Genomic DNA, 14,271 nt, shown 5'->3' with positions numbered 1-14,271 from the left:
GCCTACCCACACCAAGGGCGTGGCGTCGGCGGACAGCTTGTAGAGCCACAGACGAACGGTACAGCCAGCCCCTCTGACACCAATATGTCGCCCACATCCTGGCCATCGGCAAAGAGAGAGCCGCAACTTCGCCCGTAGTTGCACTTGCCGGTGCCCTCAGTGCCTGCCGGGCAGGAACATGGAACCATCTTCAGCTCCAGCTTCGCCGCAGCCACCAACTCTTTGAGGCGCGCCTTTGCTCGCTGACCAAGGTCTGCCTCAGCGTCGCACCTCGGCTGGATGCTCTCAGGCGCATTGAAGCCCACCAGCCGGGTCCCCTTGTCGGAACCGTTGAGGCGAATGGTGTCGCCGTCGGTGATAGTGAACTGCGAGCTTGCGAGCGGCGCCCGGTCTCCCGTGCCTGATCTCGCGAAGGACGGCATGGTGGGCCAAGAGATGTGCTCGCCCTTCTCGACGTATGAGTAGATGAGCGAACCGACGATCAGCGCCAGCGCGAAACCGAAGGCTCTGGTGAACCGCGCCGCCAAGTATCTCACCTCCCTAGCGACCCGGCTGCCTGGTCGCCGTGGCTCCCAATGCGGCGACGAAGTGGGACGGTATGGGGCTGTTTGGCTCCGCTCGAAGTTGCTCGATGGCGCGGAGCCTATTATCTCATAGAGCTTCGCAAACTGCTTTGGGCTTAGCCGTGTGCGTGGGCCGTACTTCGCCAGCCGGACGTGCATGTCGAGCAGGAATTGCCGCTGCCATAGGGTAAGACGGCCGCGAGTAAGCACAGCCTCGACACGGGACTTCAGGTCGTCCTCGGTCTCCAATCCGATACCTCACGCCTGCCTTACAATACTGCGCAGGCGGTTGGGTGTGAATAGGCGTACGCACCGGGCGGAAAGTTGCACCTCGGAGAGGCCTATCTGGAACACCGACGACCTAATCGCCTTCCGTCAAGGCTCCCCTCTAGGCCCCCCCTGACGTTCTCCCAGGTGTGGCTTAGGGGGATCAGGTACCTAGTAGTCCAAGCCAAGATGGCCTACAGCGTTGTTTCCCACGGAGTACAACGCAATGACCGATGAGCCGCTGCCAATCGCCCAGGCGTCACCCAGCAAGCCGCTCGCGTTCGGAGGCGGAATGGTTATCGGGGCGCTTGGCGGTCTCGTAGGTCTCGGCGGCGCTGAGTTCAGATTGCCGCTGCTGATCGGCCTGTTCAACTTTGGTGCGCTGGAGGCCGTGATCCTGAACAAGGCCATGAGCCTGATCGTGGTGGCAACCGCGTTGCCGTTCAGGGCTCAGACAGTCCCGTTCGGGGAGATCGCTTCACATTGGCCGATCATAGCGAACCTCCTGGCTGGAAGCCTAATAGGTGCCTGGCTCGGGGCCGGATGGGCGACCCGCCTTCGAGCTGAGACCCTCTACAAGACCATCTCGATCATACTCTTCCTCATCGCAGGGGTGCTGTTGTTCGGCCATAACGCTCATGCCAACAGTGCCTTGCTCAGCGGTCCAGCACAGTTGATCGCAGGGGTCTTCGCTGGGTTCATCATAGGCATCGTTGCGGCGCTGCTCGGGGTCGCTGGTGGCGAACTGCTGATCCCAACGCTGATACTGTTGTTCGGGGCCGACATTAAGCTCGCCGGCAGTCTCTCGCTTGCCGTGAGCTTGCCGACCATGATTGTCGGGTTCGCTCGCTACAGCCGCGACCAGAGCTTCTCAGTCATCCGACGCAACATCGCGTTCGTATTGGTCATGGCCTGCGGCTCGGTTGTCGGGACGTTCCTGGGCGGGCAGATGCTTGGATTTGTGCCGAGCGGTGTGCTGCTGCCCCTGCTGGCTGCCATCTTGGTGATTTCAGCGGTCAAGGTCTGGCGTCACTGACGACGCAACATCCCTTCTTCCTCGGCAGCTTCCTCGAATGCTTGCCGAACGTCCTCTGGTGACGCCCGGTCCTCGAACGCGTCGATGCAGGCCTGCACCGCCTTGTTCCACTTCGGCCCCTTCCTGGGCCACTTCATGAGTTCCTCGGCCGCCCCCTCAACGTGACTGATGCCTGCCGTGATGCCGACCCTATCGGACCTCACGTAGACCGGAGGGTTGAACCAATGGAGAGCCATCAGAAGTCACCTCGGTCGACCCTACGTTTCAGGTCTGCAGCATTCAAAAGGTCGACCAGATCGTCGGCATACTCCATGTCGAGACCTGTGGCTGGATGACCATCAGGCTCAGCCGGCTGCCCGGTGAACACGTCGAACACCGTCCAGGTCCCATTCGGTTCCTTCTTGAGGTCGTACCGCTGCTGGGCCATCTGGGACCTCTTGGGTGGCAGCCTTTTGGGCTTGATCGATTGCATCAAGAAGCGAGGCTAGTGTTGGGGGTAGCTCAGGGTCAACCGTCAGGCCGAAGGCCTTCTGTATGTCTCGACGATTGTCCCCGTTGCGTATCGATTCACGAAGGTGGTCGGCCACGGTCTTGTGACCGGCTTTGTCGCGCTTGGCCATGAAGCTGTCCCCTAAACCCCTAAATTATTGTGTGACAAAAGCTCCGTTTAACGGCGCTCAACGTATTGTCAGACAATTGGTTCCATTAGGAGGTCGGAATATTTGATAGTAAAATGTGAGCGGGTGATCGGACAACTGGCACGCGCGCCGTCCCCCCGTGGGGGTGCCTCCCGGCCGTCATTGATCCGCGCCCGCGTGGGACGTGATGCGCGCGTGATCGCGGGCGTTCTCCCACACAATTCCCCACATGCAACGCGCAACACCATGCAATCCAAGGCTTGCCAAAGGATATGATATCCCTTCGATGCATTGGGAGGGTGCCAAGGGTGCGCCAAAGGGCGCCGACAGGTAGCCGGAAGGGTGCGCTATGTTTCGCCACTTGTCCGGCAATCGGTGTATTTGTCGGACACAAGGGTGTAGGGTGCCCGATGATCGCTGACCCATGCTTCCAAATCGTCTTATCCGGCGCGCTTCGCCACACCCTCGTTGAGACCCGTGTTAACATGGTTCGAGCGCGCGCCGCTCTTGCCGAAGCTCGCATGATCGTGAGGGATGACACTGCGCGCCGCTACCATGTGCGCCTAGGTCTCACCCTAAAGAAACCCTTTCGGCACCCTTGATCGGCCCCTAGCTCCGCGCGTTACGGCGGCGACCCATTCTTTTCCGTCCACAAACCTATACCTTTGTGAACATGCCGCTTGACATGTACACTTATCGTCCACTAAGTGATGTTCACCAACACTCTTAGAGGAAAGTGCACATGATCATCGGATACGCCCGTGTTAGCTCGACCGGACAAGACCTCGACACCCAGCTTGAGAAGCTCACGTCTGCCGGGGCCGAGAAGGTCTTCAGCGAGAAGAGGTCCGGCTTGGACGAGACGAGGCCGGAGCTTGAGAAGGCGCTGGAGTTTGCCCGTGACGGTGACGTGTTTGTGGTGACCAAGGTGGACCGGCTGGCAAGATCGGCGGCACACCTCCACCAGATCGTCAGGGACCTCGATAAGAAGGGTGTCGGCTTCAAGGTGTTAGATGACGCCTCGCTGGACACGACCACCCGAACTGGCAAGCTCGTGTTCGGCATCCTCGCCAGCATTGCAGAGTTTGAGACGGCGCTTCGTAAGGAGCGGCAGATGGAAGGCATCGCCAAGGCGAAGGCCAAGGCAGAAGCCCAAGGCGAGCCGTGGAAGACTGGCAGGCCCGTGACGCTCGACCATGATCGGATCAAGGCCCTGAAGGCCGAGGGGCGCTCTGTGAGGCAGATTGCCAAGGAAGCCGGGTGTTCACCTTCAGCGGTCCAGAAGGTGCTGGCCGTGTTGGCCTGACGTTTCCATAAAGTATGGAGCGAGTGCTGAATAGGGAGGCGATTACCCCACCCACTAGCACAGGAGGGTGGCAGTCAGCCCACTAGCCCTACGAAGGCGCAAATAGGGTGACCACTAGCACTACGAGGGCGATAAGGCCCCCACTAGCACTGTGAAAGCGGCCCCATAGGGACACCACTAGCACTATGAAGGCGATAGGGTGACCACTAGGACCACGGGGCGATTAGACCCCATACCCCCACCACTAGCACGGTGAAGGCGAATACCCCCTCCACTAGCACTACCCAACGCTCTTCACCCAAGCTGCCCCGTGCAGTTCTCCCCTGTTGCGACCGCCTGTTGCCCTGTTCGGCTCTTCCGGGAGACAGGATGTGGCGCTTGTCGGGGCAGCTTTGGTGAGGCGCGTGTGTCCCTCTATCTGTCCTCCGATTTTGTATGAAATCACCCGTCAATTATTTTGTATGAAGCACCACGAAAGGAGCCAACATGACCGTCTTCCGTCCCGTCGAGGCGGATTTCTCCGAGGTCTCGGATCACTGGACTGCCGAGGTTGAGGCATTTCAAAGGAAAGGCCCCCGGTGGACAACCCAACGCTACCAAGAGGCCACCCGCAAGGACACTGAACGTGCGCCAGAGTTCAACCATAAGGCCACCCTCGTCCTATGTGCTGAGGGCTTCTCACAGCCCGCATCAGCGAAGGTGCTGGGGATCACCGACCGTGCTGTTCGGTCTCACCTGTCGCGCCCATGCGAGGCTCTGGAAGCTGAACGCGAGCGGATGGCTTGGCGGGGCCGTGTACAGCACCATGAGGTGACCAAGCGCGGGCGCGCTCCGTTCGATGTCTGGGCTCACCTGAAGGCGGGTAAGGCTCCCGTGGTCGCTGATCTTCTCGGCTTCGATCCGTGGACAGCCGAGGGCATCGGGGCAAGCACCCGCGAGAGGGTCGCTTTCTACATCGTGGACGGATGGTCACAGGCTGAGATTGCCAGACTGCTGGGCATCTCCAAGCAGGCGGTATCGAAGCATGCTGCCGCTATCAGGAGATTGTTCAAACCGAAACGAACCCGGAAGTTAGGAAGTCGGCCAAACCTGATTTCACAACGCTAACAATGACATGAATGGTTGACTACCTACTATAGGGCTTCCACTCAGGGACCTTCACTTCGGGTGTTACCTTGGTCAGCCCCTTCGGGTTCCTATCGTCGATAGGTTTATCCGAAGATAACACCAAGGTTCTCCTGAGTTGCTCAGGGACATAAGACACACCCTCTAGAAAACCCTCTGTAACAGAGAAACCCTAGAGACACCCTTATATCAGGATGTCATTGGTCGCTTCGCTCCGAAGACCATGGAATATGTCTCCTGAGTACCTGATCACCCTCAGTACTGCTTCGCTCACAGCTTTGGTCTATTCTCTGGGTTTCCCTTGTTCCAAGGCCATAGCCAGAGGGAACTCCAAAGGACGCATGAAGTCTGTCCACCTGATGCTTGGATGACTGATGATCTCCCTCCACAGGTCTTCACCCTTCCACGTCAACCTGAGGCGTCCCTTTAAGGGAGGCCTTCGAATGTCACCACCAACACTTACCCGAAAGGATCACAATGAACATCACCACAGGAGCCGACCCCTATCATGTCGACTGAGGCCGACCGCATTGCATGGCGAATACACGGTCGAGAATGGCGAGCAGCGAACCCAGAGCGCGCTAAGCAGATCAGCCGGGAATGGTATCACCGCAACAAGGCTCGCGTTGCCGAGGTGCGGAAGATGAAGCGAGAGGCCGCCCGTCTGGTGAAGGGGACAGCCAATGGCTGAGACAACCCGCCAGATCACCCCGGCAATCCGCGTTGTCGAGACCGACCGTGAATGGATCATTCAGGCAGCTGAAATAAAACGAACCCGGAGGCGGGGAGCGGAGCCGACCGGCAAATGGATCGACCGCGCATACATCACCAGTCGGTCAATGCTGAACTTGGAACTGAGGCGGATGGTCGGGGCGAAAGGGAGCCTTCTCGGACATGTTGAGCAAGGCGTGCTGGACTGGCTCAACAGGCTGCCGGTTCGGCATCCGGCACGAGACCGGGAGTCCAGCGTCATTGATATGCTGGAGGCGTCTACGCCAGGTAGCGAGCATGGGGAGACCTTCCATGACCACCTGCCGCTGATCGTGAAGCACGGCCCGCTTAGGTGGCGCAACGACCGGAATGCCCGCTTTGAGCCCTGACCAAATCAAGCGGGATTGGGTTTCGACCTACCCGAACCGTGAGGCAGCCCTTGCCTTGGTCGAGTGGCTGAAGGCAGACAACTGGGAGCGCGTCTCAGAGCTTGACCGGAGGCTGACAGAAGTCGGCATCGACTGGACGGGCAGTTTCCAAGAGGCTGCCGAGCGGTGCTTTGAGGTCTACGGCTACCCCGATTTGGAAGCCGTGGCGGTTGCCCGGAGGGTCGCCGAGGTGTCGCTGCGGCCGACCCGCTCAGCGCCACGGGGAGGGCCCACCGGAGTCAGCGCCGGCCGTTCCCGTCCAGTCACCCCAGCCACACCTAGCGCGCGTCCTGAAGGCGCGCAGACGATGACCTACGGCTTCACGCCACGGCGCTGATCCACCCAGCATCATCAAGCCCAACCCGCACCCGGAGCACTGACGCGCCGGGTCGATCAACCACGACCAGATTTGAAGGAATGAACGACATGAACGATTTCAACAAGGCCAGCGGCCTCATCACCACCGGCTCAACTGACATCCGCGCTCAGGAAGCGCGAGACCGACAGACCCTTGAAAACCGGGTGGCTCAGATGCGGCGTGATCATGCGCAATCCGAGAAGGACCGGCAGGAGGCGGCTCTCCAAGAGCGTATCGCCCAGCAGACGGAAGCCGGCTTGCGGGCCAATCAACAGCTTCAGGCAAAGCGAATGGGGATCGTCAATACCGGGCAGGCCATGACCGATGGCCAGAAGGCGCAGATTGCGGCAGCAAAGCCCATGAACGGCTCCGCACCGCAGGCCCTTGTGGATCAGCTTGCGGTGACCGTTGGCGGCATCCAGTTAGGACCCCAGCAAGCCAAGGACATGGCGGCTCGCGGGGAGATCAGCCAGGGCGATTACGTCGCCGCAGTGAACGCGGCTCTGGTCCCATACGGCTATTCTTTCAGGTAGCCACGGAGGCCGAGAGTGACGGGGCGGTTGATGCCGCTCCGTTGCCTACCGTGGATGGGAAGACCGACGAGACCAACGACACTGAGGAATTGACCGACGACGAGAAGGAAGAGAAGCAACATGCCGAGTTTGTGCGCATGGCCGATCAGAGCCTTGATCGCTTCAGGGACACCCATAGCGAGGCCCAGCAGCAATTCATCGTGGACGCCTATGTCGAGACCGGAGAAATCCTTACCGGCGAAGGCTACGGCATTGACGAGGTGGAAGCGGCTGTTGTCGAAACTGCATTTACTCAGCACCTCGATAGGAACGTGCTGCGGCAGCATGGGCTGACACTGGCGACGTACTTCGAGCATGTCGATGAGGCCGACTACCCGGCACTGCGCAGGGCTGCGGCCAAAGGTGAATGGCACGTCTTCCACGGGCATGCCCAAGCCATAGCAGCGGCCCGCAGAGACGGTTCGGCTTACAGCGAGTAACCATAGCAGCACCTTTCCTACCCCCGATGCATCGCCCCAAGAGGTGTGTCGGGGTTGGGATTTTCAGAGCCCAAGCCCGCCGCGCCGCGCGCGTCTCCACAACCAATCGCCCAGGGGCCTTGCGTCTCCTCGCCGACAGCCCCCGGCATCTACGCTAGCAACCGGAGGGGTCAGCTCGCCATTGCGGGGAGCCCAAGCCACTCAGGGCTTGTGTATTCATGAATGTGGTTGCTTGTTCGGTCCGCACCCGGGTCCGAATGGTATTGCGATGTATTACCTCGGACCTGACTATCCATCTCAACGCTCCTTGAGGTAGGGTATCCGTTGGGAGGCGGGAAATGTGCAAATGGCTCAAGACCAACAGTGACGCTATTCAAGCAGGATCGGCGATCCTAGGTGTCGCAGTGGCCGTCATCGGATTTTGGCTGACGATCTACCAGTTGTCCTCAGCAAACCATTCGCTGCAAGCCTCAAACACGTACACCATCCAGCATGATGCCCGGGAGATTATTAGTGAAATCATCTCGCGAGGAAATGTTCGGCCCCTGATTATGGGCACATTGCCCGCAGGGAAGAAGGAGGAAGCCAAAACCGACCTCTGGCAAATGCTGAATTTCTATCTATCGGTCTTCAGGCAACTTCACGCTGGCGGAATCAACCAGAAGATAGGCGCTGCTTTCGGCAAGGATTTTTGCGATTTGCTCGACAAGGCTCCGGTGGCTACCGCATGGGACGAGCTTCTTAAGGAGAAGAGAATAACAGACGACTATGAGGAAATGAGAAGGACATGGTGTGGCAAAAAATAGGCTCATAGCTCTGGTGCTAATCTATCTGGCACTCTGTGCAGGGGTGCACGCCGGAGAGTTCGGCAACGTCCTCGTCGGCAGCGCCGAAGCGACACAACGGTCCCGGGAAGCAAGTGCCACTGCACTCGACGGCGTTGCGAAGGTCATCGAAGGGCTTCGAGAGAGAGAGGGGGCCGCCGGTCTTGGGGCTGGTAGAGAGCAGTTCCAACAAGCCGCCCAGCTATTTGCAGACGCAGCCAACAAAATGGAAGCTGTGCTTCCCTTTCTCCCTAATGAGGAACTCTCGCAGCAGCAATTTGCATACCTGACTGAACTCAGGGGACCAGGTGGCCTCTCTGCAGTGATCCCCGAATCAAAGAGCCTGAAGGATGTCTACAGGAGTTTCGCCAACGTGACACGGCAGATGTCGAGTGTGGTCGAGGGCCTTGCTGGACAAGCGAACGCCTTCCGGACCATCTCTCCCCTGCTGACAACGTACTTCCGGGTAGCTGACGGCGTAGTGGCCCTGCAGGAGCGACGTTGATTTGCAATCTCAGTAATCACCAAGGAACGTCATTCCGCTTGACTGAGAGATACACCGCTGCTACCCCTTGAGATACACCAAGGCGGTCGACGCTTTGGGGAAGAAGTCGCATAAGCGATTGCAGTTAAAGGGTTTTCTGGCTTATTTTTTCCCGGTTCGATTTAACGAACTTGTCCGGCCCGGGGAGCCAAATTCTTCAAAGCGTTGAGACGGTCAGGTCGCCCATAGGGGCTGATCTATGGCATGTCTGGAAAACCGCAGGCAGCCGCAGGTTGATCCTCAACTTGACCTGGCGCCGCTATGCAGCGCGCTTCGATCACGGCGATCTCTTCACGGCGATCTCATCAGGATTTCATCTCTTGTCACCGTTCGGGTTGGGTGCCGGTGCCTCTCGCACATCTCGTGGTGGCGGGTCGACATGTTCAAGCTCTGGCGGGGCTTCTTTGTCCCGACGTCGGACAGGTAGCTTCTCCGGTTCGGGCTTCGATGGTGGTTCTTTGATCTTGCTCGGCATAATCGAGTTAACCGCACTGCCGGTCCCTTGTTCCCGCAGCAAGCCGAAAACCTGAATGGGGGAACCGGGAGCGCCAAAGAGCGTTTTCTCGCATGCTCAAGAAGATCGCCCTTGCCGCCGTGCTGGTTCAGGTTGCCGCGGTTTCGGCTCTCATCACTCAGACGGTCCTCTTCGCGTCCACGGCCACACAGGCCGCCAACGCGCAGCCCGGCGACGCAGTCGCTGTCACTGCCGACAAGGAACCGGACAAGGCGGCGCAGCCTGCTGGTGCCGACCAATGCCCAACCCGGCTTGTGACGAGCAAGATTTTCACGAGCAACTCAATTACGGCGCAATGATAGTTCGCCATCGATGCCGGCCATCCGTCGATCCCCCCAATTTAAGTCAGGGCAATGTGCTTGAAAGCGCAATGATTCCTGTTACTTGCGGCATGGGGCGAGTGCGTTTGGGTTGGGCAAGAATTGGTATGATTTCATCGAATATGGAATGCCCGCGCTGTCATGGCAGCGGCAGGGTTTTCGACTGCTCCAAATGGTATGCGTCAAACGGGCACTGCTGCCCGCAGGGAACCCATCGGGGTGGCTGCCCCGGAAAGACGGGGCCTGCACGGAATGCGACGGCCTAGGGACAATGGCGGAGCCTCCGCTGAGGGCCGTGGCATAATCTGCGATAGTGTCGCATGCCGCTGATGGCGACGCGGACGCGCCCGCCAAAAAACCGTACTAACGGCGCGAACAACAACCGCCCGCCAAAGGTGAGCTGGCAGGGCAGCTCACCTTGTAGCGATGCGGAAACGACGACCATGCAGCCGGACCATCCTGATGGCGCCGCCCCTTATCAAGGCTAAGCGATTACCCCACCACGACCTGACCTTGTGCCGTCCATCCAAGGGAATTGGGCAAGCGGGTCCTGCAAGATTTTGACGGATCTTGCGAAGCCGGCGACGGCATCGCGCGCCACTGTCAGCGGAACCTGGCCGTCGTGAGCACGCTGGCAAGCTCGAAAGGCCGTTTCGAAAATCGGACCCCGCCGCTCCCTTGGCCACTCGTCAAAGAAGTCGAACGCATCGTCGAGGCACCCTATTTCTTGAATGAACTCGCCATTCTTGACAAGAACCGGTCGGTCGAACGTCCTGTAACTCATGTGATCCTCCATTCCGCACGTGGGTTGTTGTTGGTTCGGGTCATCATGCGATTGCATGCTCCGGCTCGGCCAACATGCCGCCGCCTCCACGCCCGGGCGGCACCGTTGCAAAGGCCGGGATTGGCGGCGGATCATCATCGTCATCTCGCCAGGGGCGCCGCATCCAACCGAGCCGGCTCTTCTTGCGGCGCCGGTCGAAAGACAGGCTGACGGTTCCCGACTCCTTTGAAACACGCGGTTCCCGCCCGGTTTCGTCCAGAAGGCGGAGTGCGCGAAGTATGTCGCTGACTTCCACGATGGCGCCGTTGTCCAATTGCCGCAACGCGGGATTGTCAGGAACCGCATGAACGTCGGAAGCCCAGAAAGCGAGCAAAGCCCGCTTTGCACCGATCGTCATCGTCTCCTCGTTCAGCACATCATCTGGCGTCCGCAATCCGGCGGATTCCGCGGCAAGATTTTTCGGTTCAGGTTGGTGAAAACTGTAAGTTCCGGTTCTCATCTCCATTCTCCGCGATCTGTGCCTCCCGGCCGAACCGGGAGGCGGACCGTAGATTTAGGTCCAGGGAATCAGGCGACCTCGCGTTGAGGCTCCGCATCCGAGTCGATCAACTGCTTCTTGCCGGGTTGCTCGAGCGAAACCGCTTTGGCTTCGGACCCTATCTCAATGCGCCGAGGCTTGAGTTCCTCGGGCACTTCGCGGACCAGGTCCACTGACAGCAAGCCATTCTCGAGGTTGGCCGCCTTGACCTTTACGTGGTCGGCAAGTTTGAACACCTGCTTGAAGTTGCCCGTCGCCAAGCCGCGATGAAGGACCTCCCGATTTTCCTGGTCGGGTTTCCTTTGGCCGACGACAGACAATTCGGGGCCGTTCTGCATGAGTTCGACCTCATCGAGAGCGAAGCCGGCGATAGCCATCGTAATGCGATAGTCGTTCTCGCCGGTCTTCTCGATATTGTAGGGAGGCCAGTCGGAGCGTACGCTTTTTTCGAGCATATCGAAGAGACGGTCGAAGCCGACCGTTGTGCGGTAAAGAGGGGTATAATCAGAGCTTCTCATAGCCATATCCTCCGTGAAGCAACATGGATTACGAGGCTGTCGCAGCGTCGCTGCGACGCCAGTATGTCGAGCCGAAGCCTCGACGGAAAACGATCTGGTAATCGTGTTTTTTTCCTTCAAGAGGGCGACAAAAATATTTTTGGCCGGCAGGCAGGTGCCCAAGGCGCTGCCTTGCGTGCTGGTGGCCACTGCGCGATGTTGACGCCAGGGGTGGATGCGAATCATGCGAAAAATTTTGATGTCAGGACTGCTGCTCGCGGCAGCCTTTTCCGCGAACCCGGCCCACGCGCTGGACAGCAGCGGCACGCCTGTCGTCGTGACCCCTCTTGCGTCGCGCACGACGACCGCGTCCGGCCAACCGATCACGCTGCCGCAGAAGAACGTGCAGGTGCTGGTCTCGACCTACGACATCGCGCCGGGCGCGACCTTGCCGGTCCACAGGCACCCTTTCCCGCGCTATGCCTATGTCCAGGCCGGCACGCTGAAGGTCACCAATGTCGAGACCGGCGACAGCAACACCTACAAGGCCGGCGATTTCATCATCGAAATGATCGGCCAGTGGCATCAGGCCACCAATATCGGTGATATCGAGGTGAAGCTTCTGGTGATCGATCAGGTCGAGCAAGGCGCCAAGAACACGGAATTGCGCCAATAACCGCGAAGTCCGTGCCCGGCGCGAAAGTCTGTTCGCGCTTTCGCAGCAACCGGCGCGGTGGTAGGGCTGGCCGGGAAATCATGGAATGGATCGCCCCTTGACCAAAGCTCTCCGCCTGCCGCTGATCGAAATCTGTGTCGAAGGCATTGACGGCCTTCTCGCGGCGCAAGCCGCCGGCGCCGACCGGATCGAACTGTGCGCCAGCCTCGTCGAAGGCGGCATCACGCCAAGCCTCGGCACGATCCGCGCCGCCATCGAGCAGGCAAACGTGCCGTTTCACGTCATGGTGCGGCCGCGCGGCGGCGATTTTCTCTACAGTGCGACGGAATATGCCTCGATGCTGGCAGATGTCTCGGCACTGCGCGAACTCGGCGTGCCCGGCGTGGTGTTTGGCTGCCTGAACGCCGATGGCACCATGGACGAGGCGCGCATGAGCGAACTGACGCAGGCCGCCGGCCCCTTGAACGTCACCTGCCATCGCGCCTTCGACATGACGCGCGAGCCGGCCGAGGCGCTCGAATCGCTGATCCGCAGCAAGGTCGGCCGCGTGCTGACCAGCGGCCAGCGTGACACTGCCATCGAAGGCTTGCCGCTGTTGGCGGATCTGGTGCGGCAGGCCGGCGACCGCATCGTCATCCTCGGCTGCGGCGGACTGGATTTGCACAACATTGCCGAAGTGCGCAGCAGAACCGGCCTGTCCGAAATGCATTTTGCCGCCCTCAAGGATGTGCCGAGTGCCATGGACTACCGCAATCCCCATGTCGGCATGGGTGGTTCCGATCTCGATCGCGAGTACCGCAACACGCTGACCGACACAGCGCTGGTGGCGGCAACGATCGCGGCAGCCAAGGCATGACCTCGAGCCCTGCCCCGATAGCCCGTGTATCGGCCCAAGACGAAGCGGCGATCCTGGCGCTCAACAACGAGCATGCCGCCGAACTGTCGTGGCTGGAGGCTGAGCGGCTGTCCTTCCTGCTTGGCGAAGCATTTTACACCAGGCGCATCGGCGATCTCGAAGCCTTCATCATGACCTTCGACCAGGATGCCCGCTACGACAGCCCGAATTTCCTGTGGTTCCGCGAGCGCTATGAGCGCTTCGTCTATGTCGACCGGGTCGTCGTGGCGGCGCACGCACGCGGCCGCGGCCACGCCCGCCGGCTCTATCAGGACCTGTTCGGCCATGTTGAGCGCGCCGGCCACACGCTGGTCACCTGCGAAGTCAACACCGCCCCGCCGAACCCCGCCTCGGATGCCTTTCACGCTGCGCTCGGCTTCGTCGAGGCCGGCGACGCCGTTATCCATGGCGGCAAGAAAGCGGTGCGCTATTACGTCAGGCAGATCAGCGCCTGACAGACCAGGCAGATCCGCGCACGAAGATGAGGACTACTGGAACAGGGCTGTCGCACTCACCAGCGTCATCCAGAACCCCCAGACCAACGGGATGCCGACCAGCAGCCAGGCCAGCGTGAGTTTGATCGAATTCTCGTTGTCTTGCGCCATGGTCGGTCTCCTCAGAGCTGATCCCGAAAAGTGGACTCCGGTTTTCGGAAAAGATCATGCTCAAACAATAAGATAGAGCCCATCCCGATTCTATCGGGATGGAACTGACTCTAAGCCACCGCTGGTTCGGTCTTCATGTGGAAGCGCGCATTGACGGGCCGCATCATCAGGTTGAGCAGGAGGCCGACAACCAGCAGGCCGGCCATGATGTACATGGTGACCGTGTAGGCGTCGGCCTTCGCAACGCCGCTGTCGATCTGGTACTGCCGGATATAATTCACCAGCACCGGGCCAAGCACGCCCGCCACCGACCACGCGGTCAGCAATCGGCCGTGGATGGCGCCGACGTAACGCACGCCGAAGACGTCGCGCAGGTAAGCGGGAATGGTGGCGAAGCCGCCGCCATACATGCTGAGGATGATCCCGTAGAACAGCACGAACAGGAAAACGCTGCCGGTCTGGCCGGTCCACGGCACCGCCGCATAGAGGACGACACCCAGCGCGAAGAAGATGGCATAAGTTGTCTTGCGGCCGATATAATCGCTGGTCGAGGCCCAGAAGAAGCGGCCGAGCATGTTGAAGATCGACAGCAGGCCGACGAAGCCGGCGGCAGCGGCAGGCGTGATGCGT

Annotated in this window: 19 protein-coding genes; 12 read left to right on the top strand and 7 right to left on the bottom strand. The window is 59.9% G+C overall.

Annotated features, from left to right (window positions below):
• Positions 1-2: 2 nt before the first annotated feature.
• The gene (locus ENZ74_RS06130; RefSeq protein ID WP_181172675.1) at positions 3-812 is read right to left on the bottom strand and encodes a thermonuclease family protein; all 810 of its coding nucleotides are present in this window, start codon (positions 810-812) and stop codon (positions 3-5) included.
• 244 nt (positions 813-1,056) lie between these two features.
• On the opposite strand from ENZ74_RS06130, the gene ENZ74_RS06125 reads away from it, so the two are divergent.
• Positions 1,057-1,866 (top strand): sulfite exporter TauE/SafE family protein, encoded by an 810-nt coding sequence (locus ENZ74_RS06125; protein ID WP_063168140.1) that lies wholly within the window; start codon positions 1,057-1,059, stop codon positions 1,864-1,866.
• Here ENZ74_RS06125 and ENZ74_RS06120 read toward each other — a convergent pair.
• Positions 1,860-2,102 (bottom strand): DUF982 domain-containing protein, encoded by a 243-nt coding sequence (locus ENZ74_RS06120; RefSeq protein WP_063168141.1) that lies wholly within the window; start codon positions 2,100-2,102, stop codon positions 1,860-1,862. The genes ENZ74_RS06125 and ENZ74_RS06120 overlap by 7 nt on opposite strands.
• Positions 2,102-2,293, bottom strand: a complete 192-nt coding sequence (locus ENZ74_RS06115) for a hypothetical protein (RefSeq protein ID WP_063170253.1) — start codon at positions 2,291-2,293, stop codon at positions 2,102-2,104. The genes ENZ74_RS06120 and ENZ74_RS06115 overlap by 1 nt, the downstream gene beginning before the upstream one ends.
• Positions 2,294-3,246: 953 nt before the next feature.
• On the opposite strand from ENZ74_RS06115, the gene ENZ74_RS06110 reads away from it, so the two are divergent.
• The 8 genes from ENZ74_RS06110 to ENZ74_RS06075 all read left to right on the top strand — a co-directional run bounded on the left by ENZ74_RS06110 (position 3,247) and on the right by ENZ74_RS06075 (position 9,625).
• Positions 3,247-3,810: a recombinase family protein gene (locus ENZ74_RS06110; RefSeq protein ID WP_063168142.1), complete on the top strand. Its 564-nt coding sequence runs from the start codon at positions 3,247-3,249 to the stop codon at positions 3,808-3,810.
• Between the two features lie 486 nt (positions 3,811-4,296).
• Positions 4,297-4,917 (top strand): sigma factor-like helix-turn-helix DNA-binding protein, encoded by a 621-nt coding sequence (locus ENZ74_RS06105; RefSeq protein ID WP_063168143.1) that lies wholly within the window; start codon positions 4,297-4,299, stop codon positions 4,915-4,917.
• Between the two features lie 701 nt (positions 4,918-5,618).
• Complete coding sequence (locus ENZ74_RS06100; RefSeq protein ID WP_063168144.1) at positions 5,619-6,035, top strand: hypothetical protein; 417 nt, start codon at positions 5,619-5,621, stop codon at positions 6,033-6,035.
• 465 nt (positions 6,036-6,500) lie between these two features.
• Positions 6,501-6,965 (top strand): hypothetical protein, encoded by a 465-nt coding sequence (locus ENZ74_RS06095; protein WP_127224117.1) that lies wholly within the window; start codon positions 6,501-6,503, stop codon positions 6,963-6,965.
• Between the two features lie 89 nt (positions 6,966-7,054).
• The gene (locus tag ENZ74_RS06090; RefSeq protein WP_127224118.1) at positions 7,055-7,444 is read left to right on the top strand and encodes a hypothetical protein; all 390 of its coding nucleotides are present in this window, start codon (positions 7,055-7,057) and stop codon (positions 7,442-7,444) included.
• A gap of 338 nt (positions 7,445-7,782) precedes the next feature.
• The gene (locus ENZ74_RS06085; RefSeq protein WP_063168148.1) at positions 7,783-8,250 is read left to right on the top strand and encodes a hypothetical protein; all 468 of its coding nucleotides are present in this window, start codon (positions 7,783-7,785) and stop codon (positions 8,248-8,250) included.
• Positions 8,237-8,773, top strand: a complete 537-nt coding sequence (locus tag ENZ74_RS06080; protein WP_063168149.1) for a hypothetical protein — start codon at positions 8,237-8,239, stop codon at positions 8,771-8,773. Before ENZ74_RS06085 ends, ENZ74_RS06080 begins: the two co-directional genes overlap by 14 nt.
• Positions 8,774-9,379: 606 nt before the next feature.
• Positions 9,380-9,625: a hypothetical protein gene (locus tag ENZ74_RS06075; protein WP_063168150.1), complete on the top strand. Its 246-nt coding sequence runs from the start codon at positions 9,380-9,382 to the stop codon at positions 9,623-9,625.
• A 505-nt stretch (positions 9,626-10,130) separates the two neighbouring features.
• Here the strand turns inward: ENZ74_RS06075 and ENZ74_RS06070 are convergent.
• From ENZ74_RS06070 to ENZ74_RS06060, 3 genes are all read right to left on the bottom strand, one after another.
• Positions 10,131-10,430, bottom strand: a complete 300-nt coding sequence (locus ENZ74_RS06070) for a DUF982 domain-containing protein (RefSeq protein ID WP_063168151.1) — start codon at positions 10,428-10,430, stop codon at positions 10,131-10,133.
• 43 nt (positions 10,431-10,473) lie between these two features.
• Entirely contained in the window at positions 10,474-10,929 is a 456-nt protein-coding gene (locus ENZ74_RS06065; protein WP_063168152.1) for a hypothetical protein, read from the bottom strand.
• Positions 10,930-10,997: 68 nt separating this feature from the next.
• Positions 10,998-11,486, bottom strand: coding sequence for an Hsp20 family protein (locus ENZ74_RS06060; protein WP_013531273.1), 489 nt, complete (start codon positions 11,484-11,486; stop codon positions 10,998-11,000).
• A 223-nt stretch (positions 11,487-11,709) separates the two neighbouring features.
• On the opposite strand from ENZ74_RS06060, the gene ENZ74_RS06055 reads away from it, so the two are divergent.
• The 3 genes from ENZ74_RS06055 (at position 11,710) to ENZ74_RS06045 (ending at position 13,491) form a co-directional block, all read left to right on the top strand.
• Entirely contained in the window at positions 11,710-12,141 is a 432-nt protein-coding gene (locus tag ENZ74_RS06055) for a cupin domain-containing protein (protein WP_024503833.1), read from the top strand.
• A gap of 85 nt (positions 12,142-12,226) precedes the next feature.
• Positions 12,227-12,997, top strand: a complete 771-nt coding sequence (locus ENZ74_RS06050; protein ID WP_063168153.1) for a copper homeostasis protein CutC — start codon at positions 12,227-12,229, stop codon at positions 12,995-12,997.
• A complete protein-coding gene (locus tag ENZ74_RS06045; protein ID WP_063168154.1) occupies positions 12,994-13,491 on the top strand; it encodes a GNAT family N-acetyltransferase in 498 nt (165 codons plus the stop codon). The genes ENZ74_RS06050 and ENZ74_RS06045 overlap by 4 nt, the downstream gene beginning before the upstream one ends.
• Before the next feature lie 260 nt (positions 13,492-13,751).
• Here the strand turns inward: ENZ74_RS06045 and ENZ74_RS06035 are convergent.
• Positions 13,752-14,271, bottom strand: a 520-nt coding sequence (locus ENZ74_RS06035; protein WP_127312695.1) for an MFS transporter, incomplete at its 5' end; no start/stop codon positions are given.

The sequence above is a fragment of the Mesorhizobium sp. M7A.F.Ca.CA.002.15.2.1 genome (assembly GCF_003998715.1).
GTDB classification, from domain to species: Bacteria; Pseudomonadota; Alphaproteobacteria; order Rhizobiales; family Rhizobiaceae; genus Mesorhizobium; species Mesorhizobium ciceri.
The sequence above is the reverse complement of the archived record's forward strand: the minus strand, read 5'-3'. Positions and strand labels throughout refer to the sequence as shown.

Bases quoted from the DNA above. Each gene is read 5' to 3' on its own strand.
- ENZ74_RS06120 (WP_063168141.1), bottom strand. From the start codon at position 2,102: ATGGCTCTCCATTGGTTCAACCCTCCGGTCTACGTGAGGTCCGATAGG.
- ENZ74_RS06085 (WP_063168148.1), top strand. From the start codon at position 7,783: ATGTGCAAATGGCTCAAGACCAACAGTGACGCTATTCAAGCAGGATCG.
- ENZ74_RS06100 (WP_063168144.1), top strand. From the start codon at position 5,619: ATGGCTGAGACAACCCGCCAGATCACCCCGGCAATCCGCGTTGTCGAG.
- ENZ74_RS06055 (WP_024503833.1), top strand. From the start codon at position 11,710: ATGCGAAAAATTTTGATGTCAGGACTGCTGCTCGCGGCAGCCTTTTCC.
- ENZ74_RS06110 (WP_063168142.1), top strand. From the start codon at position 3,247: ATGATCATCGGATACGCCCGTGTTAGCTCGACCGGACAAGACCTCGAC.
- ENZ74_RS06105 (WP_063168143.1), top strand. From the start codon at position 4,297: ATGACCGTCTTCCGTCCCGTCGAGGCGGATTTCTCCGAGGTCTCGGAT.
- ENZ74_RS06070 (WP_063168151.1), bottom strand. From the start codon at position 10,430: ATGAGTTACAGGACGTTCGACCGACCGGTTCTTGTCAAGAATGGCGAG.
- ENZ74_RS06050 (WP_063168153.1), top strand. From the start codon at position 12,227: ATGGATCGCCCCTTGACCAAAGCTCTCCGCCTGCCGCTGATCGAAATC.
- ENZ74_RS06065 (WP_063168152.1), bottom strand. From the start codon at position 10,929: ATGAGAACCGGAACTTACAGTTTTCACCAACCTGAACCGAAAAATCTT.
- ENZ74_RS06115 (WP_063170253.1), bottom strand. From the start codon at position 2,293: ATGGCCCAGCAGCGGTACGACCTCAAGAAGGAACCGAATGGGACCTGG.
- ENZ74_RS06060 (WP_013531273.1), bottom strand. From the start codon at position 11,486: ATGAGAAGCTCTGATTATACCCCTCTTTACCGCACAACGGTCGGCTTC.
- ENZ74_RS06075 (WP_063168150.1), top strand. From the start codon at position 9,380: ATGCTCAAGAAGATCGCCCTTGCCGCCGTGCTGGTTCAGGTTGCCGCG.
- ENZ74_RS06045 (WP_063168154.1), top strand. From the start codon at position 12,994: ATGACCTCGAGCCCTGCCCCGATAGCCCGTGTATCGGCCCAAGACGAA.
- ENZ74_RS06095 (WP_127224117.1), top strand. From the start codon at position 6,501: ATGAACGATTTCAACAAGGCCAGCGGCCTCATCACCACCGGCTCAACT.
- ENZ74_RS06125 (WP_063168140.1), top strand. From the start codon at position 1,057: ATGACCGATGAGCCGCTGCCAATCGCCCAGGCGTCACCCAGCAAGCCG.